The 22,488-nt window shown below is 43.6% G+C and carries 25 protein-coding genes and 1 riboswitch; of the genes, 16 read left to right on the plus strand and 9 right to left on the minus strand.

The window, feature by feature from the left end:
* Positions 1–53: 53 nt before the first annotated feature.
* Complete coding sequence (locus IRQ95_RS11165; protein ID WP_194437004.1) at positions 54–944, minus strand: LysR family transcriptional regulator; 891 nt, start codon at positions 942–944, stop codon at positions 54–56.
* A 125-nt stretch (positions 945–1,069) separates the two neighbouring features.
* Here IRQ95_RS11165 and IRQ95_RS11170 point away from each other — a divergent pair, with 125 nt between their 5' ends.
* The 6 genes from IRQ95_RS11170 (at position 1,070) to IRQ95_RS11195 (ending at position 5,490) form a co-directional block, all read left to right on the plus strand.
* On the plus strand, positions 1,070–1,573 hold the full coding sequence (locus IRQ95_RS11170; RefSeq protein WP_194437037.1) for a lactoylglutathione lyase family protein: 504 nt from the start codon (positions 1,070–1,072) through the stop codon (positions 1,571–1,573).
* Positions 1,574–1,852: 279 nt separating this feature from the next.
* The gene (locus IRQ95_RS11175) at positions 1,853–2,605 is read left to right on the plus strand and encodes a phosphatase PAP2 family protein (protein ID WP_194437005.1); all 753 of its coding nucleotides are present in this window, start codon (positions 1,853–1,855) and stop codon (positions 2,603–2,605) included.
* A 123-nt stretch (positions 2,606–2,728) separates the two neighbouring features.
* The gene (locus tag IRQ95_RS11180; protein WP_194437006.1) at positions 2,729–2,998 is read left to right on the plus strand and encodes a DksA/TraR family C4-type zinc finger protein; all 270 of its coding nucleotides are present in this window, start codon (positions 2,729–2,731) and stop codon (positions 2,996–2,998) included.
* A gap of 203 nt (positions 2,999–3,201) precedes the next feature.
* Positions 3,202–3,492: a hypothetical protein gene (locus tag IRQ95_RS11185; RefSeq protein ID WP_194437007.1), complete on the plus strand. Its 291-nt coding sequence runs from the start codon at positions 3,202–3,204 to the stop codon at positions 3,490–3,492.
* A 231-nt stretch (positions 3,493–3,723) separates the two neighbouring features.
* A complete protein-coding gene (locus IRQ95_RS11190) occupies positions 3,724–4,278 on the plus strand; it encodes an NAD(P)H-dependent oxidoreductase (RefSeq protein ID WP_194437008.1) in 555 nt (184 codons plus the stop codon).
* A 6-nt stretch (positions 4,279–4,284) separates the two neighbouring features.
* Positions 4,285–5,490, plus strand: a complete 1,206-nt coding sequence (locus IRQ95_RS11195; RefSeq protein WP_194437009.1) for a NupC/NupG family nucleoside CNT transporter — start codon at positions 4,285–4,287, stop codon at positions 5,488–5,490.
* A gap of 129 nt (positions 5,491–5,619) precedes the next feature.
* On the opposite strand, the gene IRQ95_RS11200 is transcribed toward IRQ95_RS11195, so the two are convergent.
* A complete protein-coding gene (locus IRQ95_RS11200; protein WP_194437010.1) occupies positions 5,620–6,300 on the minus strand; it encodes a Crp/Fnr family transcriptional regulator in 681 nt (226 codons plus the stop codon).
* 326 nt (positions 6,301–6,626) lie between these two features.
* Here IRQ95_RS11200 and IRQ95_RS11205 point away from each other — a divergent pair, with 326 nt between their 5' ends.
* On the plus strand, positions 6,627–7,358 hold the full coding sequence (locus IRQ95_RS11205) for a nucleoside phosphorylase (RefSeq protein ID WP_194437011.1): 732 nt from the start codon (positions 6,627–6,629) through the stop codon (positions 7,356–7,358).
* Between the two features lie 80 nt (positions 7,359–7,438).
* Here IRQ95_RS11205 and IRQ95_RS11210 read toward each other — a convergent pair whose 3' ends face one another.
* From IRQ95_RS11210 to IRQ95_RS11230, 5 genes are all read right to left on the minus strand, one after another.
* A complete protein-coding gene (locus IRQ95_RS11210) occupies positions 7,439–8,188 on the minus strand; it encodes a DeoR/GlpR family DNA-binding transcription regulator (protein ID WP_194437012.1) in 750 nt (249 codons plus the stop codon).
* A 39-nt stretch (positions 8,189–8,227) separates the two neighbouring features.
* Positions 8,228–8,623: a VOC family protein gene (locus IRQ95_RS11215; protein WP_194437013.1), complete on the minus strand. Its 396-nt coding sequence runs from the start codon at positions 8,621–8,623 to the stop codon at positions 8,228–8,230.
* Between the two features lie 19 nt (positions 8,624–8,642).
* Positions 8,643–10,136, minus strand: a complete 1,494-nt coding sequence (locus IRQ95_RS11220) for a xylulokinase (RefSeq protein ID WP_194437014.1) — start codon at positions 10,134–10,136, stop codon at positions 8,643–8,645.
* A gap of 50 nt (positions 10,137–10,186) precedes the next feature.
* Positions 10,187–10,897: a deoxyribose-phosphate aldolase gene (gene deoC, locus IRQ95_RS11225; RefSeq protein WP_194437015.1), complete on the minus strand. Its 711-nt coding sequence runs from the start codon at positions 10,895–10,897 to the stop codon at positions 10,187–10,189.
* A 253-nt stretch (positions 10,898–11,150) separates the two neighbouring features.
* Positions 11,151–12,134: an aldo/keto reductase gene (locus IRQ95_RS11230; protein WP_194437016.1), complete on the minus strand. Its 984-nt coding sequence runs from the start codon at positions 12,132–12,134 to the stop codon at positions 11,151–11,153.
* 351 nt (positions 12,135–12,485) lie between these two features.
* On the opposite strand from IRQ95_RS11230, the gene fucP reads away from it, so the two are divergent.
* The gene (fucP, locus tag IRQ95_RS11235; protein WP_194437017.1) at positions 12,486–13,820 is read left to right on the plus strand and encodes an L-fucose:H+ symporter permease; all 1,335 of its coding nucleotides are present in this window, start codon (positions 12,486–12,488) and stop codon (positions 13,818–13,820) included.
* A gap of 99 nt (positions 13,821–13,919) precedes the next feature.
* On the opposite strand, the gene IRQ95_RS11240 is transcribed toward fucP, so the two are convergent.
* Positions 13,920–14,807 (minus strand): LysR family transcriptional regulator, encoded by an 888-nt coding sequence (locus IRQ95_RS11240; RefSeq protein WP_194437018.1) that lies wholly within the window; start codon positions 14,805–14,807, stop codon positions 13,920–13,922.
* A gap of 145 nt (positions 14,808–14,952) precedes the next feature.
* On the opposite strand from IRQ95_RS11240, the gene IRQ95_RS11245 reads away from it, so the two are divergent.
* Positions 14,953–16,209: an adenylosuccinate synthetase gene (locus tag IRQ95_RS11245; RefSeq protein ID WP_194437019.1), complete on the plus strand. Its 1,257-nt coding sequence runs from the start codon at positions 14,953–14,955 to the stop codon at positions 16,207–16,209.
* Positions 16,210–17,672: 1,463 nt separating this feature from the next.
* The gene (locus tag IRQ95_RS11250; RefSeq protein WP_194437020.1) at positions 17,673–18,104 is read left to right on the plus strand and encodes a hypothetical protein; all 432 of its coding nucleotides are present in this window, start codon (positions 17,673–17,675) and stop codon (positions 18,102–18,104) included.
* 83 nt (positions 18,105–18,187) lie between these two features.
* On the opposite strand, the gene ribB is transcribed toward IRQ95_RS11250, so the two are convergent.
* The gene (gene ribB, locus IRQ95_RS11255; protein WP_194437021.1) at positions 18,188–18,844 is read right to left on the minus strand and encodes a 3,4-dihydroxy-2-butanone-4-phosphate synthase; all 657 of its coding nucleotides are present in this window, start codon (positions 18,842–18,844) and stop codon (positions 18,188–18,190) included.
* A gap of 108 nt (positions 18,845–18,952) precedes the next feature.
* Positions 18,953–19,093: riboswitch (FMN riboswitch) on the minus strand.
* Between the two features lie 232 nt (positions 19,094–19,325).
* On the opposite strand from ribB, the gene IRQ95_RS11260 reads away from it, so the two are divergent.
* From IRQ95_RS11260 to IRQ95_RS11285, 6 genes are all read left to right on the plus strand, one after another.
* The gene (locus IRQ95_RS11260; RefSeq protein ID WP_194437022.1) at positions 19,326–19,685 is read left to right on the plus strand and encodes a carboxymuconolactone decarboxylase family protein; all 360 of its coding nucleotides are present in this window, start codon (positions 19,326–19,328) and stop codon (positions 19,683–19,685) included.
* Positions 19,685–20,200 (plus strand): VOC family protein, encoded by a 516-nt coding sequence (locus IRQ95_RS11265; RefSeq protein ID WP_194437023.1) that lies wholly within the window; start codon positions 19,685–19,687, stop codon positions 20,198–20,200. Before IRQ95_RS11260 ends, IRQ95_RS11265 begins: the two co-directional genes overlap by 1 nt.
* Positions 20,197–20,637 carry a DMT family transporter gene (locus tag IRQ95_RS11270; RefSeq protein WP_194437024.1) on the plus strand — a complete coding sequence of 147 codons (441 nt, stop codon included), beginning with the start codon at positions 20,197–20,199 and terminating at the stop codon, positions 20,635–20,637. Before IRQ95_RS11265 ends, IRQ95_RS11270 begins: the two co-directional genes overlap by 4 nt.
* Positions 20,634–21,137: a DMT family transporter gene (locus IRQ95_RS11275; protein ID WP_194437025.1), complete on the plus strand. Its 504-nt coding sequence runs from the start codon at positions 20,634–20,636 to the stop codon at positions 21,135–21,137. The genes IRQ95_RS11270 and IRQ95_RS11275 overlap by 4 nt, the downstream gene beginning before the upstream one ends.
* Positions 21,127–21,450, plus strand: a complete 324-nt coding sequence (locus IRQ95_RS11280) for a hypothetical protein (protein WP_194437026.1) — start codon at positions 21,127–21,129, stop codon at positions 21,448–21,450. The genes IRQ95_RS11275 and IRQ95_RS11280 overlap by 11 nt, the downstream gene beginning before the upstream one ends.
* A gap of 96 nt (positions 21,451–21,546) precedes the next feature.
* Entirely contained in the window at positions 21,547–22,485 is a 939-nt protein-coding gene (locus IRQ95_RS11285) for a LysR substrate-binding domain-containing protein (RefSeq protein WP_194437027.1), read from the plus strand.
* Positions 22,486–22,488 lie beyond the last annotated feature (3 nt).

Consider the following 22,488-nt stretch of genomic DNA (forward strand, 5'->3'; position numbering starts at 1 on the left):
GTGAAAAGAGAGCCTAATGGCTCTTTTTCAGTTTCTAAGGATGTGAAAACAGATTAACGGGAGAGAATGGCTTCGATTTGTTCAATGACAGTGTTGAAGCGAAGCGGCATGTTGCCACGTTGTTTGGTTATCAAATATAAATCTTCAGCGACTTCCTGTTTGGCTTGATAGATAGCAATTTTGTCTTTATCAGGGAAACTCTCTAGCGCACCTAATGGTAGAACCGTAAAACCAAGCCCTTTTGATACCGGTAGTAGGATTTGACTGAGTTGGTTGACGTATCCGCGGATCGGCAGTTGATCAAAGCGCAATTCATTTAGCCATTTTTCTCCGCAGCTTTCACCATAGAGCGCCAAACAGTTTTCTGCATCCGGATGGTTGATCATTCCCAATTGCTTCAATTTATCGAGGTCGAGATCCTGATTTGCTAAATCAACCGGTAACATAAGGCACAGTGGTTCAGCACTAAGCTTTTTACTCATCAAACGTTTATCTGTAGGTACACTAGTAACGATCCCCAGATCGGCTTCACCTGAGAGAATGTCAGCCAATACTTTTCTTTTTGGTGCTGCTTCAATGTGTGGGATCAAATCAGGGTGCTGGCATTGAAGATGCAAAAGGTGCGGATAGAGCAGTAACGCTAAGGAGCCTGAGCAAGCGATACGTACCGCTCCTTTGAAGGGGGAATCAGGCTCTAAGCTCGCCAGAAGTAATGATTCTCGTAACTGCATTTCTTTCGCGTAATCAAAAACCGCTTGCCCCTGTGAGGTGATATCAAAACTCTTGTTGTTACGCTCAATCAGAGCATAGCCGCATTCTGCTTCTAGCTTCTTAATGTGCTGACTCACGCCGGGTTGAGTCATAAACAGTTTTTCAGCGGTGCGAGTAAAGTGACCTGTCTCGATGAGAGTCACGAAGGTTTTGAGCCACAATGGATTTAGCATAGTTACACTGTTCTGATAATCATAATTTATACAAACAAGATTAAATCATAATAGATAATTCTAAAACTTATTGATGCTTTTTTTCGTACGCAAACAGGTCTAGCAATGCAATTCGAAGGAGAGAAATCATGCATCCATATCCACGAACCTTTTCTCATATCGGGATTTCGGTGCCCGATTTAGATGCCGCAGTTAAATTCTACACCGAAGTGCTTGGTTGGTATGTCATTATGCAGCCGACGGAAATTCTTGAAGACGATTCGGCGATTGGAGAAATGTGTACCGATGTATTTGGTGCAGGATGGGAGCGCTTTCGTATCGCCCACCTTTCCACGGGGGATCGTATCGGTGTTGAGCTGTTTCAATTTAAGAATCAGCAAAACCCAGCGGATAATTTTGAGTATTGGAAGACGGGAGTCTTTCATTTTTGCGTTCAAGACCCCGATGTAGAGGGTTTGGCGGAAAGAATTGTTGCCGCTGGAGGTAAGAAGCGGATGGAAAAACCACGTTATTACTACCCTGGTGAAAAGCCGTTTCACATGATTTATATGGAAGATCCGTTTGGAAATATTCTCGAGATATATTCACACAGTTATGAGCTTCATTACTCGGCGGGTGCTTACAAATAGGGTTACGAGCAGAGCTCTTTATTCACTGATTAAAGAGAAGTGGTGTTTTTGTCTAAAATAAGCGCAAACTTTCTGCAAATTGACAGCAAATTGATAATTCGACCAAGCTCGATAGCTAATATGCGAAGCATTAGGTGACAGAGAGTAATCGCTCTTTGCCGACACTTCTTTTTTGGTGAGTTACCCGTTTTTACGGTAGCTACTGGTTTACGTACGTCTTTCAAAATTCTAGGAATTTCCCTCTCGTACAAAAGACTACAATAAGATGAGTTGCTGGTTATGAAAAATATCCTTTTAGGCAAGCGTAATGGCTTGTTCTTACTTGTATTACTATTGATGCTAATTGCGCCGATGAAACTCTTGGTGAGTCACATTGAGCTGTTAGCACCAGTGAGTGATCTGCAAGGGATGTTTTTTACCCTAGTGACGAACTCTGCGGGTAGCGGTGGCTTTCTTATTACACTCGCGGTGCTTGTCGGTGGCGTTTTGACCCTTAAGCTCTCACGCAAAGAGCATTTGGCAAAAGCGATGCAACTTGTGTTGATTTTACTGATAGGCTTTGCGGCCAAAACGGGTTTGAAACAAGTCACAGAGAGTCCTCGACCTTATACTGAGCTTTTGTCCCATCAACTGTTGGTGCCCAATCCTGATCATTTTTATCATCTCTCGGCAACGCAACAAGAAAAAGTCATCACTAAAGTGACGGAAAATGTCAGCCATTGGCGTACCCAACATTGGATGGGCGAAACAGACTATTCATTTCCTTCTGGGCATACTATTTTTGTTGCGATTTGCGTGGCGTTTTTCGGTGGCCTGTTTATGGAACATAAACGCTATATGCTAACAGCTGGCTTAATGCTTTGGGCGGTGAGTGTGGCTTATAGCCGATTGTGGTTAGGAATGCATAGACCAATAGATTTGATTGGCTCAATTCTGTTTGTGATGGCCGCTTATGCTTTATTGCCTCACTTTGATGGTTTAGCGAGTAAGCTGAGTCAGCAACTAAACCTAGCTAAGCGCTGCACACACTAAATTATCTAAACGTGTCTGCATTATTACGCTGAAGTAATAGTGATTCATTTTTCTGCCTATTATCAAATAACCATCAATAAATAATAATGAGTCTCCAGTCATTCATTTAATTTGGAGACCATTATGGCCAATGGATTTACCAGAGATGGTGGCGTTCAAGAACAAATCGATGCCACTATTGTCGATGCAATTCACCGTGCTCGTGCCAATCTGCATCGTGAGCACAACGATACAGAATATTGTTTGGAGTGTGGTGAAATCATTCCCTTAGCCCGTCGCAAAATTATGCCTGGCGTAGAATTGTGTGTTGAGTGCCAGCAACAACAAGACGTGCGCCAGAGAGCAACCTCGGGCTTTAATCGTCGCGCAAGTAAAGACAGTCAATTACGTTAATCGTGTGATATCCAAGGTGCGAGATACCAGATTCTCCCTGCTAGGTGCTGTGTTTGTTAGGTAAAGTGCTTTAGGTTCTGTGTTGAGTCATCGCTACTTTGGATATCAACTGTCAGTCTTATTCCGCTGCAAATGCTCGATACTGTTTCGCATTAATCTTGCATGCTTGATATGATTATCAGGATTGATATTGAGGTGATTTGATGAAGAAATTTTTGTTGGGATTGTCCGTTTCTGCCTTGCTGAGTGGCTGCTCGCTACTTGTGGGTGAAGATTACTTTGGTGAAGGTTGGAAAGGCGAATCTGTCGAACAGTTGACGGGACACTGGGGAGAGCCTGAGAGTACAACTGATCTAGAAAATGGTGGTCAGGAACTGATCTACAAATTATTCGATGATAGCTGCACTTATGTTTTTTATACTGATGCTTCAGGTGAGATTATCAATTACAAATATCAAAGTACATTTTTAGGGACATGCAAGCCTATCGGCTAATCGGTCTCGCTTCTCCAGTTTTATCCTTTCAAATTCATCTGCCAACCAACGACCAATATAGAAACTTTTGACCTGAGACCGAACTAGAGGGACTTTTGTCCTCTTGTTCTTATCAAGCCAGCGTTATGCTTGGCGCAAGAAATATCAACACACCAAACGATTCGACTTTTATCTTTAGATGCTTTGCATCTTTTGAGAGAAACGAAAGCACGATCACGATAGGTCAACTCTATGAACGTACTTGTTATTAATGGTCACCCGAACCTAGACAAATCTTTTGCCAATGCTGAGATTTTAAAATTGCTCGAACAGCGCACTGATTGGAACGTGGCGCATGCAGCAGATTTTGCCGGTGATATCAAAACCGAGCAGCAACGTCTGTTGGACGCTGAGCTGGTTATCGTACAGTTCCCTTTGTACTGGAGCACTTTTCCTGCGGTGATGAAAGAGTGGATTGATCAAGTGTTCACTTATGGTTTTGCGTTTGGTCCGGATGGCAGTCAGCTAAAAGGCAAAAAGCTGCTGTTCTCAATTACCGCAGGCGCGACGGCTGAGTCTTACTCTGAAACAGGCTTTAACTTTATGCCGCTTGAGAACTATCAACGTTCTTTTGAGCATGCATTTAAAGCTGCTGAAATGGATATTCTTGACACGGTTGTCACGTTTGAAATGAACGCGATTCCAGAGGAAGGGGGCGATGTGGAAAAGACGATCGCACTAGCTCATCAACATGCGAACCAAATTATTTTCGCAGTCAAGAATGCAGTAAACGCTCACATCGGATAAATCATTATGTTTCAATCATTAATTGGTATCGCCGTACTTCTTGGCGTGGGCTTCTTATGTTCTGAAAATAGAAGTCAAATTAGCTGGCGCGCTGTAGCAGGTGCCTTTGGCATTATTCTCGTGGTGGCTGGTTTTGTATTGGCGACCGACGTGGGTGCCGATGTTCTTCTGGCCGTTTCAAATACCGTTGGACAGGTATTTAGTTACGGCGCAGAAGGGATTAAATTCGCTTTTGGTAGCTTGGTTAACTTCAGTGTTGATGGCATTGGCTTTGTTTGGGCTCTACAAGTATTGCCGCAAATCATCTTTACGGCATCGCTAACCTCACTGCTTTACTACTTGGGTATTATGCAGTGGTTTGTACGCATCATTGGCGGTGGTCTACAACGCGTTCTCGGCACTTCTCGTGCAGAATCAATGAATGCGGCAGGTAACATCGTGCTTGGCCAAACTGAAGCGCCGCTCTTGGTTAAGCCTTATCATCGAGTTCTTACTCGTTCACAGATTTTTGCCATCATGGTTGGTGGTTTATCTTCTATTGCAGGTTCAATTCTGGCAGGTCTTGCAGGCATGGGGGTAGATTTGAACTACCTGATCATGGCGTGTTTCATGTCTGCACCTGCTGGATTGATGTTTGCGAAACTGATCATTCCAGAAACAGAAGCAACCATCGATGAAGTACCAGAATTACCAGATAACGAAAAGCCAACCAGTTTTATTGATGCGGTAGCAAAAGGTGCCATTGCGGGTACTTCTATCGCCGCTATCGTTGGCGCAATTATCATCTCATGTATTGGTTTGATGGCGCTGCTAAACGGTGGTCTAGGTGCCATTGGTGCTTACTTCGGCTTTGAAGGCTTAACCGTTGACGTGATTTTAGGCTTTTTCTTCTCACCTGTTGCTTGGCTAATCGGTGTGCCTTGGGATGAAGCGATGTCGGCAGGTTCGTTCTTAGGTCAGAAAATTGCCCTAAACGAGTTCGTTGCTTTTGCAAGTATGGGCGCGGTAGAGCTCAGTGACCGTACAACTGCGATTATGACGATTGCGCTGTGTGGTTTCGCTAACATTGGCTCAGTAGCCATGGTGGTTGGTGCGTTAAGTAGCATGATCCCAGAACGCTCTGGCTTAATTGGTAAATTAGGTATGAAAGTGCTGCTTGCGGCAACATTAGCAAACTTGATGAACGCGGCGATCGTAGGTTTGTTCGTTTAATTTTTCGGAGCAGTCACTCGTGGCTGCCCTCAGTTGCTGATAGAAACTTATCTCCTAACCAGCCGGGATAGAGATAGCGCCACTCGCATTTTGCCAGTGGCGTTTTTTTATTTAAGAAAATAGCAGCGATTATTCATAGGTATCAAGGAAGATACGTAAAGCTTGCTCATCAACGATTTCTAATCCTTGTTCCCCTTTACGGATAAGCTCTTTATCCATCAGTGTTTTGACCGCACGGCGATAGACGCGTCCGGAAGTGCCAAAACGTTCGGCTTCTTGATTCACTTTGTCAAAGCCTGTTAGTGATGGGCTGGTCTTCTGCTGCATCAATAAATCATAAGCAATGTTGTAGGTGATTGGGTGCAATAAGCGACTGGTGTAAATATCCAGTGAATCTAGGTAGTCATCAGCCAGTGCTGAGGCGAAGAAAAATAGCATCTCTGGTTGCTGCTGCAGGAGTTCAGCCAGCTTTTTCAAGCAGATAATATCGACCTGCATATGTTCATCGGCGACGACATTCCACTGGCAAGGCGTTTGAGTAAAAAATTCCATTTCGCCAAAAATATGATCGTCACAGTTGGCTTCACCAAGCTGAAAACGGCGTCCGTTAGCGGCGAGAATACTCATAGAAACCCGACCTGCGGGCACGACATAGATGTAATTCAATGGCTCGCCTTGGGTCAGAATTGCTTCACCAGCACCAAAGTAGCGGCTGCCCACTTGGCATTGATAGATAAACTGGCGAAATGCAGCACTCTTTTGTTGTAAAAGGTCACTAAAGCGGCCATTGGCGTAGGGTTTAATTCTCATCTTTTCTCACGTTTTTACTGTTGGCACCGCAAAGTGTTTTCGGTGCAATTATCGCAGCTCTATTTATGGGTAAAGGTCGCAATCTTGCTCAAGAGCACCTTCTATTTGATGATTGTCACATGGTGACAATGGCTACGATTTAAATAGGTTTGTGCGGGACAAAAGTCCTCCTGCGTTGAGGAGTAACTCGCCTAAGATTGGCGTAGTTTAAACACATTATTATCGGACTTCGATATGCGCATGGTTGAAATGGTGGGTTTCTCATCACTCAACTATATCCTGCGCAATCTAACGGTCTGACGTATAAGAAGTAAAAGGAGCAATCCATGCTGAAACAGCCTCATATTGGTGTTGATGCAACGCAAGTCGCCCCCTTGGTGATTGTCTGTGGTGAGCCGGACCGCGCAAACCGTATTGCCGCTCGGTTTGATCACGCTGAGTTGGTCTCGGAAAATCGCGAGTACCGCTTGTTTACTGGTGAATATAAAGGTGTGCCGGTGTCAGTGTGCAGTACCGGCATTGGTGCGCCCTCGATGATTATTGCGATTGAAGAGCTTAAGCAATGTGGCGTGACTCATATCGTACGCGTTGGCTCAGCAGGCGCAATGCAGGCAGGTATTGGCTTAGGTGAGCTGATTGTGGCAGAGGGTGCGGTCCGTGATGAGGGTGGCTCAAAGTCTTATGTTGAAGCTTCTTACCCAGCTTACGCGAGTTTCTCATTGTTAAAAGCGCTGGATAACTATCTCACCAACCAAGCGACGTCTTATCACTTTGGTGTGGTGCGCTCACACGATAGTTTTTATACCGATGATGAGGACGCTATTTGCCATTATTGGAATAAAAAGGGCATTTTAGGCGCGGATATGGAAACCTCAGCATTGTTTGCGGTGGGTCGCTTACGTGGTCTTGAAGTGGCGTCTATTTTGAATAACGTGGTGCTTTACCAGCAAGATGTCAAAGAAGGTGTCGATCAGTACGTCAATGAAGCAGAAGTGATGATGCAGGGCGAAAAACAAGCCTCTCTAGCCGCCTTAGAGGCACTTATCGCTCAAGCATAAGGTTTGTAAGCCCTTTAATTCAATCACGCCCCAAACGCTATTTAGGCTTTTGGGGCGCTTTTTTAAATGAACAAATGAATTTAGTCAGTAATGACAAATTCGATGTCACTATACTCAAAGTAATTATTGGGTAGGCGACTGGTGACAATGGAGTCGATGCTTTTGAGATCAGCAAAACAAGAGAGTGACTTTTTGTTGAATTTTTCACTATCACAACATACAACGACACGGCTCGCCTGCTCACACATTAAGCGCTTGGTTTTGCCTAAAGAGATATCCGCGGCAAATGCGCCTTGCGGATTGATAGCATTGATGCCGATAAACGCAATGTCCACATTGAGCGTTCTTAGAACCGCATCATAGTAGTCGTGGTAGGTGCAGTGATATTGGTTTTTTACAAAGCCACCTAACATAAAGAGTTTAATGCCGTCGAATAATTCGAGTATTTTGGCAATTTCAAAGTCGTTAGTTATGACAGTGAGATTTTTTTTGTCTTTTAAACTGTTGGCTATGTGAATCGTAGTGGTGCCAGTATCGAGCAGTACGACTTGATTATCTTGAATTAGCGTGGCGCATTTTTTGCCAATCTTAATTTTTTCGACTTTGTTGGTATCGCTGCGAGAGTCAGAATTTACTTCGACCTGGATTTTGCTTTTAGACATTGCGCCACCATAGGTTCTGTCTAAAAGATCTTTAGCCTCAAGCCTTTTCAAGTCATTGCGAATCGTCGCTTTGGTGACTGAGAACTGATTAGCCAAATCATCTACAGTCACTTTACCAAAATGCTCAAGAGCCTCAATGATATGTAAATGCCTTTCTTCTGCAAACATTGCGTTCCCTACAAAAAAAGTGGGCGAACCCACTTCTTATTATTTGAATTGATCAAATTCTATCATTTCGCCATTTGGACCTTCAATCATAATGTAGGTCACTCCATCTTTTCCAAAAGGTAACTCGGTATCAGGGACGGTGAGAGGAATGCCTTTCTCCGCTAGATTTGATTTAATACTCTTTAGATCATCTACTGTTATCGCAAAGTGATGAATCGCGCCAGCTTGTCCAGCGACGGGCTCTTGATCTAACTGATAGAGCTCTACCAGAGTTCGACCAAAAGCTAAAAAGGTAATATGGTTGTTTCCGCCTTTACCCGAATCTAAGCTATGACGTTCGATAACCTCAAAACCAACCTCGCGATAAAATGTCTCGCTGGTTGCGATATTTGAAACGGGAATACCAATATGTCCTGAAAAATCGGTTAGCTGCATAGTTGTGCTCCATATTCTGTTATGCGATAGCATCTAAATTGTCGAGTGCATCATAGAAGCACTGTGAACTGTCATAGAGGGCATTAAACAGTTCATACTCTTTGGCATAGAATTGAACCCATTCGGGATTTGGCAATATTTCTCGTTCAAATCGAACGGTAGTTTCTACAGCCTGTTCGATGGAATCGTAGAGACCGACGCCAACGCCTCCGATCATTGCGCAGCCCAGAACGCCATTTTCATCCGCGGTAGTCTTAATGATGGGTTTGTTGTAAATAGATGCTTTAATCTCAAGCCAGAAGTCATCTTTGGCTCCACCACCAGATGCAATGAAGTAATCGATTTTGCTGTCCATCAAATCAATATTGCGCTTAGCCGCAAAAGCGACACCTTCCATTACCGCTCGGTATAGATCTTTCGCTCTATGTTTGCGTGCAAGACCGAAGAACTGTGCTCGAGAGTTGGTTTTGTTTGAGTTGCGTTCACCTGTCAAGTAAGGCAGAAATATCAATGAGTTTGCACCTACTGGTGATTGTTTTGCTAATTCAACAAGTTCAGCGTAAGAGATAGTGTTATCTTGTAAAGCCAAGCGAGCCCATCGCATCGCATCGCCACCGGCATCAAGAATACTGAACATTCCCCACGCAGGGTTAGCTAAGTGAAGGTTGTTTAGCAGTAAGTTTTCCGATGGGTTATCTGTCACTACAGTAATGAGCGTTGAGGTTCCTGTACTGTCTGATGCTTGGCCGACTTTATAAACACCAGAGCCCAACAGTGTTGCAGCAAAGTCAGAGGTACCAGCTACAACGGGCGTGCCTTCGGGAATTAAAGTCTCTTTAGATGCATCGTCAGTGACATAACCGATAACGTCTGATGCCAAGTGAACAGAGGGCAGAATGTCACGAGGTATTCCCATTAACTCAAGTACAGAGTCATTGTAGTTGCGCGTTGCATGATCCATTAAGTAGAAACATGACGCTTCACTATAGTCTGTGGTTAAGCTGCTGCTAAGTTTAAAGTTAATAAAGTCTTTTGGCATGACGACTTTGTATATGTTCGCCCAAACATCCGGTAAATTTTCTTTCACCCACATCAATTTAAATCCAGACCAAGCCGTGGTCGGCGGATTGTTGACGATTTTTGCCAATTCGTCTGGTTGAGTGCGCTCTTTGAATTCTTGGACAATGCTTTCGGTACGCTTGTCATTCCAAAGAATGGCGCTGTCGATTGCGAGTTCACCTTCTTGGTTGATTAACACTGTGCCATGCATCTGCCCGCATGTTGCCACAGAGGCGATACGGGAGAGCTTATCAGAATGTTTCGTTAATAATTCGCTAGTACAGCTTTTCGCACCAAACCACCAAGAGGATGGGCTTTGTTCTGACCAGCCGATATGTGGGGTAATTTGGTCGTGCTCTTTTTGGACGATATCGATGATATGCCCGTTTTGTTCGACTAGTGCAGCGCGAACACTTCCAGTGCCGACATCTATCGCTAGAACGATATCTTTCATATTGACCTACCTTAATTATGAAAAGGTGCGATTGCTCGCACCCTTATTTGTTATTGGTAATCTAACTCTGGGAATAGCTCAGGGTTTGCTTCAAGTTGCTCTAAAACCTCTTTAGCTGTTTTTAGGCTAAGGCCAAAGCGTCGCACTCCGACCGCGTAAAGTTGTTGTACAAGTTCAAGCGAGCGAATACCACCGGAAGCTTTTACTTGCGTTGCTCGACCATTTATTTGATCGACGATCATTGCACAGTTTTCTACTGTTGCCCCTGTTGCCGTCCAACCAGTAGCGGTCTTAACCCATGCCATACCAGCATTGACAGCAATTTCAGATACTTTACGAATTTGCTCTTCGTTTAGATAGTGAGTTTCAAGAATTGTTTTGATTGGTGTCGGGTAAGCCGCTTTCACTGCTGCGTTTAGCTCTTGCTCTACGTAGTCATAGTCCCCTGAAAGAACACGGCCGACATTGCACACCATATCAATTTCACTTGCGCCATTCGCAATCGTTTGATGAATTTCTGCGATTTTTGTACTTGTTGCAACACCGCCTGATGGGTAACCAATTGGCGCTCCGATTAAAACTTCTGGGTAACCTACTAGCTCTTCACGCAGCATTGGAACCCAGTTCGGCAACACATGTAGAGATATGATGTTGTATTTTTTAGCAAGCTCGGCGCATTCAATAATGTCCGCTTTGGTGCTTTGTGCTTGCACTGCGCTTAGGTCAATCATTCTTGCTAGGTTACGACAAACGTTGTTCATTGGAATTTTCCTGTTATGTTCAATTAACTGATGGAACCATTAGAAAACATGTGTTCTGGTGTGAAAACTGACGAAAATATTCTTCGTGATAGCCGCGTAAAAACAGTGATTGAAGTAAGGTTTTTAGTGATTTGTGTCACTCAAAATTGCGTAATTAAATTTGTTTTTGTTTGATTCGCAAACGAAATGGCAAAAAATAGCAGCCAAACGAAAAGAAAGGCCGCTTAAATAGCGGCCTTGTCGGATGAGAGTGTTATTCAAGATTCCATTTTTTAACGATGGCCTCTGCTTGAGATAGGATTTCTTTAGAGCAAGGAGAATTTAAAAAATCGGCATTGTCTTTTACTTGTTGTTCTGTATGTGCTCCCGCGATAATTGAACCTATCTCTTGCTGCCCCACCAACCAATGTAAGGCGAGGTGTGCCAGTGGAATATTGGCTTCGTTAGCCAGTACTTTCAATTCTTCAACGCAATTGAAGTAGGGCTCAAATCCAATCCCATTTAGTTTTGGGTTTGCTGCGCGTGAGTCATTGCTGTCCCAGTTTCCTTCTCGTTTGAGCGATCCAATGAGTAAGCCTTGCATCAAAGGTGAGTAAGGTAGGTACTTAATGTCGTGTTGATGACAAAATGGTAGCGCTTCATCGCGAGCTCGGTACTCGAGAGGGATATTGTGATAGTGACGAGGGTTCTGTTCTAGTAAGTTATATAGGCCCTGGAATGTCGCTATTTCAACATACTGCTGCATTTCTCGCGTCATATCTAACGAATAGTTAGAGACACCGATGTGACGAATTTTCCCTGATTTCTTTAGCTCCAGCAGTGCCAAAGCCGTTTCTTCAATCGGGGTTGTAGGATCTGGCCAGTGTACTTGATAGAGATCGACATAATCAGTGCCTAATCGGCTTAGAGAATCTTCAACTTCTTTAATAATGCTTTGTGCACTGAGGTTATTTTGCGGCTTTTTGGACAGATCGTTGTCATCCCAGAGTAGGCCACATTTAGTCGCGATAATAATCTTATCTCTTTGCTCACTTTGAATCGCTTTACCAAGCACTTTTTCAGCATTACCAAAGCCATAAATAGGAGCAATATCGAAAAAGTTGATGCCTACGTTTATTGCTTCTTTGATGGTTCTTATCGATTGTTCTTCGGTTACATTGTTCCAAGTGCCTCCAATTGCCCAGCAGCCAAACCCCATAGCAGAGGCTTTAAGATCTTTTATGTTTTTGTATTTCATCGTTTTCACCAAGGTCATTATTTAAGTTAGTAGAGAAGTTAAGTCTCTTGCTCATAAATAAAAATGGGGTGAAATGGACAAATTGACGTCAATCACAAGCCGGATTTAGCATGAATAAATAAGGTGATGCTTATCACTTTGTTTTCTCTTTTTTTCGAAATTAGTGCCTTTTAGTGCGACTTTTTTCCTATTAGAGAAAGAAAATGCAAAATTGACGTGTGCAAGATCACGTTTGATTTTTTTTGCTTTGCATTTGGATGAAACGGGTCACGTTCAACATTGACCTGAGTTTCTTTGCGGGCCTCCTTGTTCAAGAATCATAAAAAATTAATTCATAAATAAGGGTTGAATATGGCTTCTGTTTCAATAAATAACACTGACGCTAATGGAGTGGAAAACGTCGCAGCCGAGCTAGATACGAGCTGTTACTTACCGAAAACACCTTGGGTAAAATTCATTTTAGTTTGCTTAGTCTTTTCCGTTTGGGGGATTGCAGCAAGTTTGAATGACGTTTTGATTCCCCAATTCCGTAAGGGGTTTGAGCTGTCAGATACGCAATCTGCATTGGTCCAGTCAGTATTTTTCTTTGGTTATTTTGCCTTTGCGTTGCCAGCAGCAGCGGTGGTAAAAAAATACTCGTACAAAACAGCAATTGTCGTAGGTTTAAGTTTATATGCTCTGGGCTGCTTTATGTTTATCCCTGCAGCAAACATGATGACTTATGCTGCGTTCCTTGGTTGTTTGTTGGTTATATCTTCCGGGCTAGCATTTCTAGAGACATCTTGTAATACCTACTCTACGTTGATGGGGAATATTGACACCTCAACTCAACGACTCAATTTTTCGCAAGTGTTTAACTCTGTTGGTGTTTTTCTAGGTATATTCATCGGCCAACAACTGGTATTCAGTAAGGGAGACGCATCTCACGAAGAGCTATTAGCGATGGCTCCAGAGGCCGCGGACATCATTCGTGCGGAAATGGTAGGGCAGGTTGTCTCTCCATACATTTACATGGGTGTTTTTCTACTCGTGTTGGCGGCGATCTTTGCTTTCGTTAAATTTCCAGCTTGTCGACCACAAGAAACTCAAGTAGAAGAAAAAGTTGACGTTAAAGCGGCGATTGGACGCCTGTTACAGATCCCGCACTTCCGTAAAGGATTGATGACTCAGTTTCTTTATGTGGGAGCACAAGTGGGTATTTGGTCTTTCACGATTCGCTTTGCTCAGATGATTTACCAAGGTTTAACAGAGCACACTGCGGCAAACTATCTTATGGCTGGCCTAGTGATTTACGCGGTAGGTAAAGCGATTGCAACTGCGATGATGAAACGTATTGAGCCATCAAAACTACTTGGTATTTATGGTGTAATTAACTTTGCGTTAATTACCTTCGCGGCACTCAATCCATCGGAATTGTCTCTGTTTGCGGTGATTGCATCTAACTTGTTTATGTCGCCAATGTTCCCAACTACTTATGGCTTGTGTATTAAAGGTCTAGGTAAAGATACATCTTTCGCTGGTTCATTGGTGGTTATGACTATCGGTGGTGGTGCAGTGGTTCCACCTCTAATGGGGATGATGTCTGATGCGCTAGGTGGCAATATGCAGTTAGCATTCTTACTTCCGGCACTATGCTTTGCTTATATCGGCTACTACGGCATGTACTGCAATAAGCGTGGATTATAGCTTGGGGCTAATAGCTAGGTAGCGAATAGTTAGGTAACTAGCATTATCAAACAGCAACTCTATTGAGTTGCTGTTTTTTATCTCTTATTTCTGCCAACATTATTGACGTGAGTGCGAGCGCACAATCTCTTCATTTACCCAATTTAATAGCTGTTTAATCGCGCGAGAAAGCACCTGATTTTGCCGCACTATGTAACCTAGGCTGGTGGTAGGAAACTCAGGCAAAGGCGTAATCGCAGTTTTTAAATTGAGTTTAGGATGCAGGGAAAACTCTGGCACGATGGCAACGCCAAATCCCGCTTCTGCCCAGTCAATTTGCGCATCGACACTGCCGACTTCCATCACGCGATATTTAGGCAAATTAAGCGTAGGCAGAGCGATATCAAGTAGGTCGCGGGTGCGAGTATCATGACCAAGTAAGATCAGCGTCGGTTCTTCTTGCATATTGTCCCACTGGCCTTGCTGCCACGCTTGCAGCCCATCCCCTAACGCGCACCACTTTACTTGTTGTAACTCAGTGAAATGCAGTGGTTGGCTCTCTTTTTGCGCCATCACAAAGCCGAGATCCGCTTTGGCACTTTTAACCAATTCTGCCGCTTGTGAAGAGGTGGTATTAAGCAGCGATAGATCAATCCCAGGGAACTGTTTTTTGAACGACTGGAAAGGTGAGATAAGCAGTAAGCGCGAGATGATATCGCTTGCGGCGATGGTCAAGGTACCTTGGTCTAAATCATTGATAGCATTGATATCTGCTTGGCAAACTTGCAGCTCCATCAGGGTGCTTTTGGCACTTTTTAGCAGTCGCTCTCCCGCTTGAGTGAGGCGAAATGGATTGCGTTCAATCAGTTTAACTCGAGTGGCTTGTTCAAGCTGTTTGATGTGCAGACTCACATTGGGCTGCGTCATATGCAGTTCATTGGCGGTCTTGCCAAAGTGCTCCAAACGAGCCAAAACAACAAAGGTATTGAGCCAGTTGAGGTCTATCATAATTGTCCTCGTTAGGGTTCTATGCCGATCGCAAAAATCATTATAATCCCATATGGAATCCTTATTAGGGTTATAACGATTATTAATTTTTCTTATTTTGAGCGGATGTTTAGGATAAGTCCATCGCTTTTGAGGAGAGTTAATTATGTCGTCTATTGTTGTTGTTGGTGCAAACTGGGGTGATGAAGGTAAAGGTCGAATCGTTGATTATTTGGCAGACCAAGCATCAGCAAGTATCCGTTTCCAAGGTGGTAATAACGCAGGTCACACTGTTGTAAATGACTTTGGTACATTCAAACTACACCAACTACCAAGCGGCGTATTTAACCCAGACTGTATCGCAGTTCTTGGCCCAGGCATGGTAATTAGTCCAGCATCACTATCGCAAGAGATTGCTGAAGTGGAAGAGTCAGGCGTAAAAGTAAAACTTTGTATTTCTGACCGCGCAACGCTATGTCTGCCTCTACACGCTCTAGAAGATACGCTAGAAGAAGTGCGCTTAGGCGACAAAGCGTACGGTTCAACGCGCCAAGGTATTGCACCTGCGTACGGTGACCGTGTAATGAAGAAAGGCATTCTGGTTGGCTGGCTAAAACAGCCTGAAGTGTTGGTTGAGCGCATCAAATTCTGGATGGACTGGAAACTGCCGCAACTGCGTGCGTTATACCCAACATTTGAATTTGAGCAAACTGCACAAGAGATGGCGGATTGGCTACTCGAAGTATCAGCGCCTTGGCGTGATGCGATCTGCAACGTAACGCTTCCTCTAAAAGAGCTACAAGCAAATCAACAAACACTGCTATTTGAAGCTCAGCTAGGTGCGGGCCGTGATCTTGTGTACGGTGAGTACCCATGGACGACTTCTTCTAACGTAGTTTCTATGTACGCAGGTATTGGTAGTGGTCTACCAGCACTTCGCCCTGAACGTGTTATTGCAGTCGCGAAGGCATTCAGCTCATCGGTTGGTACGGGCACGCTAATTACAGCGATGGAAGAGCAAGATGCATTCCGTGAACTAGCAGGCGAGTTTGGTGCAACTACTGGTCGTCCTCGTGATATGGGTTACTTCGATGCAGTTGCAACTAAGAACGGTGTTGAGCTACAAGCGGCAACGGAAATCACGCTAACTAAAGTTGACTGCCTAACTGGTCTGAAAGATCTGAAGATTTGTGTTGGCTACGAAGGTGAGCACAGCGAGAACCCAATTTGGCCACAAACGGCTGCACTCGCACCAATCTATGAGAAGATGGAAAGCTGGAGCGAAGACATCACAGGTTGTCGTCAGTTTGAAGAGCTGCCACTAGCGGCGCAAAAATACGTATTGCGTATTGAAGAGCTAATGGGCGTACCAGTGAAGATGGTTTCAGTTGGTCCTGGTCGTGAGCAAATGATCGTTCGATAATCAGTGATTTAAATTACACAGAATAGGAAGGCTGACCATGGAAGGTTGGCTTTCTTTCTATTTGGGATTTAAAAAACTGAAATACTTGCTTTGTATTTCTTAACTGATCGGACTCATTCAGTTTTAACACTGGGTGGTTGAGAGTTAAGGGTAAGGGCTAAGCCATATAAATCCACAGGTGGCGCTGTGTCTTTCTCATTTATAGCGGTTAAAGCGTTTGGCTTTGCCCTTGTTCTCTGAGTGCACTTTCTATTCTAGAAAAGCATTTGTTCAGCTGTTGTTGTCGCTGCGATTCGACAGACGAGAGGATTGTCTGAAGAATGGGGTGACGAATGAAGCGTAAGCTTCAAAATCATCAAAAAAATACAATGAACTCACCTACCTGAGAATTATCTTTGCCAGTAATACTGCCCATCGATGTTTCTTCACAGAAAGAGAAGTCTAAATCTAATTCACTTAAAGGACTATTTGCCAGCACAAGACGCTTTAAAATGTCACTATTAAGTTGATGAATGTTCGCACTCCAAGTTGTTTTGTTTTTGAATATATTAAATGTAATTAGCAATAGCGTACCTATTTTTTAAATGTTGAATTATCACGTTTTTGTTGGAACCAAAATCTTTTTCGACCGATAGAACGAGCCATATTATTTACCTATTTGTGGAAGTTTAAATTTCCCTTTTCGACTCGTACTAATAACGGTGTTAAACAGCGCTAGTCTGAGTTTTTAAGGGCTAGAGTTATACCTTAGCAACGCTTGATTACAGTTTTGCGAACGGCAAGCAATAGCTTCCCAGCACAGATATACTGCGAGGAAACAGATCGACAGCGCCAAAGCAACGAGTGCTAAGCACAAGGCTGCAACTAGGTTTTGGTATATAAGAAATTAGGGAAGGTTGTATTGCCCCTTCGACGTCATTAGGGGGCGCATCGTCAGTATCTGTTACTTTGCACGTTAGTCGTTGTGAGGTAAAAGATGCTCTTGGTCTCTCATTAGACCTTCTAACCTTCGCAAACAATAGTCATTGGCTGATAAACGTTATTGATATCATTTCATGCTATCAAGAAGTTACTGCAAAAAAACACACTATTGTTTCGGAATTTCTCTTAATGCACTGAACTTGGAATTCATTCTTCAATATAGATTTGAGGGTATTACAGGGAGAATCTTGCTAGGGATGTCACTGGAAGACTTACTATACTTTAACAATTCGATTGTCAGAGCAAGAGCGCAATATACACCTTTTAAACTGAATTACTAGTATTATTTTTTAAAATTTTCTATTAAAACTTTTCCAATTGTGCGGCTAATACCAATCAGGATAAGTAAGTGGTCAGAAAATTGCGCAAGGAAAATCGCTTAGAACTAGGCGCAGATTGCCGCTAACTAGTTATTCTAATTACAAAATCTGCAACAACGTTATCAGCGATTTTAATCAGCAAATGCGCACGTTTTTGCCAACTTGTATCAAGGTTACGCTGCCGAGTTTTCTCGAATTATTGATGATAAACCCGATGAAAATGGTCTGTTTGAAATCTACCCTCAACTAGGTGACAACGTCACTGGTTATTTGCTTTATATTGATGGTGTACCTGCAGCTTTGACCTCAATTGCTGAAAAAGCGCCACAGCAGTTCGATATCTGTGATTTCTATGTGGTGCCGTATTTCCGTAAGAATAAAGTCGGTAAACAGTTTATCTCGAAAATGTTCGATAACTTGCGAGGATCTTGGGAGATCAAGCAGGTAAAAGGTGCTGATCATGCTGTGAAGTTTTGGCGCGATGTAGTGGGTGACTACGCGCTAGCTGGCTGTATTCAAGGAGAATGGAGCGAAGATCAGTATCAGGATGAGAAATGGGGTGTGGTGACCAGACAATACTTTACCGTTAAGTAGGTCACGGCTTACCTTTTACTGATAGAAACGCATAACAGGGCATCCCAGTTAATGGGACGCCCTAATGATTTCTGCGTACTCAACTAAGCACTTTTCTGCATACTTTGCGTGCGGTACTGGACGATATCTTCAATCGTCAATACTGGCATATTGTGCGCTTTTGCAAACGTTACAATCTCAGGTGTTTTTGCCATTGTGCCGTCTGGATTAGTCAGTTCACACAACAAACCGGCAGGTTGCAACCCTGCTAGTGTTACTAAATCAATGGTGCCTTCAGTATGACCACGACGAGTTAAAACGCCGCCAGCACGAGCGCGCAGTGGGAATACATGGCCAGGACGAGCGAGATCGCTTGGTTTGGCATTCGCAGCAACAGCCGTTTTTACTGTGGTCACGCGATCTTGCGCTGACACACCGGTTGTTACCCCTTCTTTTGCCTCAATGGATACCGTAAACGCCGTTTGGTTAGCGCTGTCGTTATTTTCTACCATTGGTGGTAGCTCAAGTTGGTTAGCATGCTCTTCGGTCAAACATAGGCACACAATGCCGCTACATTCGCGAATCATCAGTGCCATTTGCGCAGCCGTTAGATGCTCAGCTGAATAGATGATATCGCCTTCGTTTTCACGATCTTCATCGTCTAGCAGCATAACGCCTTGGCCGTTTTTAAGCGCTTCGATAGCGTTGGTTACACGTGTGATTGGGTCGCCAAATTCGGCAAGTAGTGATGTCTGATTCATGGTTAACTCCTATTCATTACCAGAATCAGGGCTCATTGGGAGGGATAGAACACAATGCAAAATGCACCAGCTCACGGCAGGCAAAATCTGCCTTTGATCTGGTGTGTTACTCATTCTCTCTCATCCGGACTATAACCGTCGGCTCTGGCATCTCACCAGATCTGCTGACCTCGACGAATCGAGCGCTCGCGGGCTCATCTAAAAAGATATACCGCCGGTAGGGACTTTCACCCTGCCCTGAGAATTACAGTTTTAATTTGTTTGCCCAATAGATTAGGCGGTTAAAGGGTATTACAGAAAGGGTTGTGATGGAAAGAAAAAGTGAGAAAAGAGCGGTGAGAAACACAAATAATAGCGATTTGATTTGTGCAAAAACAGCATAAGTGCTGTTCCGACTTGCTAGTTTTTCAAAATGATGCGCGGCCTATAATGCCCCCCATTCGCTAAGGCGTAACATTATGACTAATGGGAGTTTCGAACTATGACTAGTCAATATCACAACGCAGTGCTTGATGATCATGCATTGATTGAGGGGCTTAAGTCGATTAATCCAGTATGGGGAGACATGACCGTCCGTGTAGCAGGTGAAGCCTGGGGTATGCCGTTAATTGACCAAAAAACGAAAGCACTAATCACACTTGCCCTTGATCAAATGGCTTTGAATGTTGCTGGTGAAGGTAGCCCATTTGCCGCGCATATCGATATGGCGATTAAACAAGGTACAACATACGCTGAAATTGAAGAATTGATTGTTTTTACCTCGGTATACACAGGCTTCAATAAGGGTGCAACAGCGATGGGTGCATTGAACAAAATTCGTCATGAACGAGGAGATAATTAATGGCTATTCCAGGACTATCAAAGCCGGATCATATTGGTTTTACGGTGCCAGATTTGGCTGAGGCGATTGAATTTTTCCGTGAGCACTTTGATTTCGAGTTAGCTTACGAATTTGGTCCATTTTCCGCTGAAGATGGCTGGATGGCGGATCACCTTAATGTTAATCCTCGATCAGTTATCAATAAGATAGCTGTATTGAACGCTAAAGGTATTAACTTAGAAATTTTTGAATATGCAGATACTGTTGAGCGCCAAACAGTAACGCCCAATAACGCTGATATAGGCGGACACCACCTTGCATTTTATGTCGAAGACATTGATGTGGCAGTGGCCTACCTGACTCAACACAATATCCAAGTATTGGGTGAGCCAACTGTTATGACCGATGGCCCTTCAGCCGGAGAATCATGGGTGTATTTTATGGCTCCTTGGGGAATGCAGTTAGAGTTGGTTTCATACCCTAATGGTAAAGCATATGCGAACCAATCATCTGTAGCGTTGTTTGATCCAAGATGAATATTGTTTTTATTGCGCTAATTATTGTGGCTGGAATGGGGCTCTCATTCGAAGCTGGTTTGCTTGGGCCTCTTGGCGAACAAGTTGGCCATCTATGGGCCACATTAAGTATTTTTGCGGTTGGCACTGCGTTACTTTGGCTGATTCGTCATTTCACTCCTAATGGTAAGTTTAATGACTGGAACACGATTCCTAAATGGCAATTGGTTGGTGGATTATTAGGTCCTCTTTATGTTGTGGTTCTGACCATGGCTACGCCAATTCTTGGTGTCGCAATGACAATGATTTGTATCCTGTTTGGACAAGTGACAAAGAGTTTTGCCATTGACTATTTTGGGTGGTTCGGTATGCCCAAGCAGAAAAGCAACCCGTTACGTACTATGGGTCTTGGATTTATTTTCTTAGCTTTGTGTTTTGTCTATTTGGGGGCCGCATGACATTGATTATTTTACTCACTATTGCCGCCGGAATGGCACTAAGTTCTCAAGCTGCGATCAATGGTCGTTTGGGTGCGAAGGTTGGCATTATTGAAAGCTCACTACTGACATTTTCTATCGGTACTGTGGTGACTACTCTGCTGATCTTCTTTTTTGAGCCCACTTATCAAGCGACATTGTTGACCGTACCAAAGTGGCAATTGTCAGGGGCTTTGTTTGGCATTGTCTACATGATTGTCATGGTTGCAGCGGTGCCAAAAGTGGGAGTCGCGATAGCCACTATCGCAACTATTTTTGGTCAAATGGTTATGAGTTTGGTCATAGATACTCAAGGTTGGCTGGGGAATGACCCTATTGAGCTTAACTATTGGCGAGTGTCTGCAATGATTTCGATCGGTTTGGCGCTGATCTGTATCTATTGTGCCAATCACCAAAACAGTCAAGCTTCACTTAACTCACAACAAGATATTCATCAAAAGGAAATATCTAATGTCAGCTAAAACACTGATCGTTTTTTTTAACTTAAAGTCGACAACTCATGAAGGTGATTACCTTGAATGGGCTAGAAACGCAGATTTACCAACAGTACGTGGACTTAGCAGCGTCAAAGCTTTTGATGTGTTTAAGGGAATCAGTATGTTTGGTTCCGATAAGTCATCGCCATGGCAATATTTTGAGGTGATTCAAATCAACTCAGAGCAAGATTTTCTTGTCGATATTGGGACCACTGAAATGCAAAATATTGTCGCTCAATTTCAAGCGTTTACTGAAGACGCGCATTTTATAGTGACCGAAAATATTATTGCGGCTTAATCCCTTACATAAACACGTTATAGGCAAGCTATTTATTAGCTTGCCTTTTTTTATGTTTCGACAGTAGGCTTAGTGAATTGACCGAGGAGAACAGCTGTGAACTATGATGTGTCTTTGCTGGAAATAAAACTTTTTTTGTTGACCACTCAATTGGGGAGTTTTTCTGAGGTTGCTCGTCGTCAAGATATGACACCTTCTTCAGTCTCACGAAAAATGTCGCAATTAGAAGAGAAGGTGGGCACCAAATTGTTGCACCGACACACCCGCTCATTATCGTTGACTGATGAGGGTGCGGCGTTTAGTAAACATTGCGCGGAAATTATTGAACAATATGAGTTGGTCGTTGAGCGTATTGAACAGCGAGCGGACACCCCCCGAGGGACAGTCAAAATAAGTGCTCCGGTCGCTTTCGGCCGTCAGCATATAGCGCCTTATCTCTCCGAATTGTTGGAACAATATCCATTGCTTAAGATCGAGATTCAGCAAACAGATGCTATTATTGACCCCGCCGCTGATGGCATTGACCTGATGATTCGAATCGGCGTCCCGCAAGATTCATCATTACGCATGAAGCGTTTAGGTAAGCAACGTTATGTGATGGCAGCCAGTGCGGGATATTTAAAGGCTTATGGTGTTCCTGCAACAGCAGAAGAATTAAAGCAGCATAACTGCTTGGTGTTCAAAGGAACCAATGGATTGCAGCGCTGGTTTATTGGTAAAGAACAATTAGAATCGTTTGAAGTTTCTGGTTCGCTTTATAGCAACAATGCAGAAACGCTGGTGTCTGCCGCGGTTGGTGGTTCAGGGCTGGTGGTGTTTCCTACTTGGTTAATAGGTGATGAGCTTAAAACGGGTAAGTTGGTTGTAGTGATGAGTGACTACCAAGTCTCTACCAGTTATGAACAACAAGTGATAAGCGCGCTATATCTTGATACTGATAAACTTGCCGCCAAGGTTAGGGTTGTCATTGACTTTTTGGCTGAGAAGTTTGCACATCCACGCAATAAAGAGCTTTGCTACTGGGATATTGTTTAATTT

It is taken from the genome of Vibrio fluminensis, assembly GCF_015278125.1.
GTDB lineage: Bacteria > Pseudomonadota > Gammaproteobacteria > Enterobacterales > Vibrionaceae > Vibrio > Vibrio fluminensis.

Bases quoted from the DNA above. Each gene is read 5' to 3' on its own strand.
- IRQ95_RS11165 (WP_194437004.1), bottom strand. From the start codon at position 944: ATGCTAAATCCATTGTGGCTCAAAACCTTCGTGACTCTCATCGAGACA.
- IRQ95_RS11175 (WP_194437005.1), top strand. From the start codon at position 1,853: ATGAAAAATATCCTTTTAGGCAAGCGTAATGGCTTGTTCTTACTTGTA.
- IRQ95_RS11180 (WP_194437006.1), top strand. From the start codon at position 2,729: ATGGCCAATGGATTTACCAGAGATGGTGGCGTTCAAGAACAAATCGAT.
- IRQ95_RS11185 (WP_194437007.1), top strand. From the start codon at position 3,202: ATGAAGAAATTTTTGTTGGGATTGTCCGTTTCTGCCTTGCTGAGTGGC.
- IRQ95_RS11190 (WP_194437008.1), top strand. From the start codon at position 3,724: ATGAACGTACTTGTTATTAATGGTCACCCGAACCTAGACAAATCTTTT.
- IRQ95_RS11195 (WP_194437009.1), top strand. From the start codon at position 4,285: ATGTTTCAATCATTAATTGGTATCGCCGTACTTCTTGGCGTGGGCTTC.
- IRQ95_RS11200 (WP_194437010.1), bottom strand. From the start codon at position 6,300: ATGAGAATTAAACCCTACGCCAATGGCCGCTTTAGTGACCTTTTACAA.
- IRQ95_RS11205 (WP_194437011.1), top strand. From the start codon at position 6,627: ATGCTGAAACAGCCTCATATTGGTGTTGATGCAACGCAAGTCGCCCCC.
- IRQ95_RS11210 (WP_194437012.1), bottom strand. From the start codon at position 8,188: ATGTTTGCAGAAGAAAGGCATTTACATATCATTGAGGCTCTTGAGCAT.
- IRQ95_RS11215 (WP_194437013.1), bottom strand. From the start codon at position 8,623: ATGCAGCTAACCGATTTTTCAGGACATATTGGTATTCCCGTTTCAAAT.
- IRQ95_RS11220 (WP_194437014.1), bottom strand. From the start codon at position 10,136: ATGAAAGATATCGTTCTAGCGATAGATGTCGGCACTGGAAGTGTTCGC.
- deoC (WP_194437015.1), bottom strand. From the start codon at position 10,897: ATGAACAACGTTTGTCGTAACCTAGCAAGAATGATTGACCTAAGCGCA.
- IRQ95_RS11230 (WP_194437016.1), bottom strand. From the start codon at position 12,134: ATGAAATACAAAAACATAAAAGATCTTAAAGCCTCTGCTATGGGGTTT.
- fucP (WP_194437017.1), top strand. From the start codon at position 12,486: ATGGCTTCTGTTTCAATAAATAACACTGACGCTAATGGAGTGGAAAAC.
- IRQ95_RS11240 (WP_194437018.1), bottom strand. From the start codon at position 14,807: ATGATAGACCTCAACTGGCTCAATACCTTTGTTGTTTTGGCTCGTTTG.
- IRQ95_RS11245 (WP_194437019.1), top strand. From the start codon at position 14,953: ATGTCGTCTATTGTTGTTGTTGGTGCAAACTGGGGTGATGAAGGTAAA.
- ribB (WP_194437021.1), bottom strand. From the start codon at position 18,844: ATGAATCAGACATCACTACTTGCCGAATTTGGCGACCCAATCACACGT.
- IRQ95_RS11260 (WP_194437022.1), top strand. From the start codon at position 19,326: ATGACTAGTCAATATCACAACGCAGTGCTTGATGATCATGCATTGATT.
- IRQ95_RS11265 (WP_194437023.1), top strand. From the start codon at position 19,685: ATGGCTATTCCAGGACTATCAAAGCCGGATCATATTGGTTTTACGGTG.
- IRQ95_RS11270 (WP_194437024.1), top strand. From the start codon at position 20,197: ATGAATATTGTTTTTATTGCGCTAATTATTGTGGCTGGAATGGGGCTC.
- IRQ95_RS11275 (WP_194437025.1), top strand. From the start codon at position 20,634: ATGACATTGATTATTTTACTCACTATTGCCGCCGGAATGGCACTAAGT.
- IRQ95_RS11280 (WP_194437026.1), top strand. From the start codon at position 21,127: ATGTCAGCTAAAACACTGATCGTTTTTTTTAACTTAAAGTCGACAACT.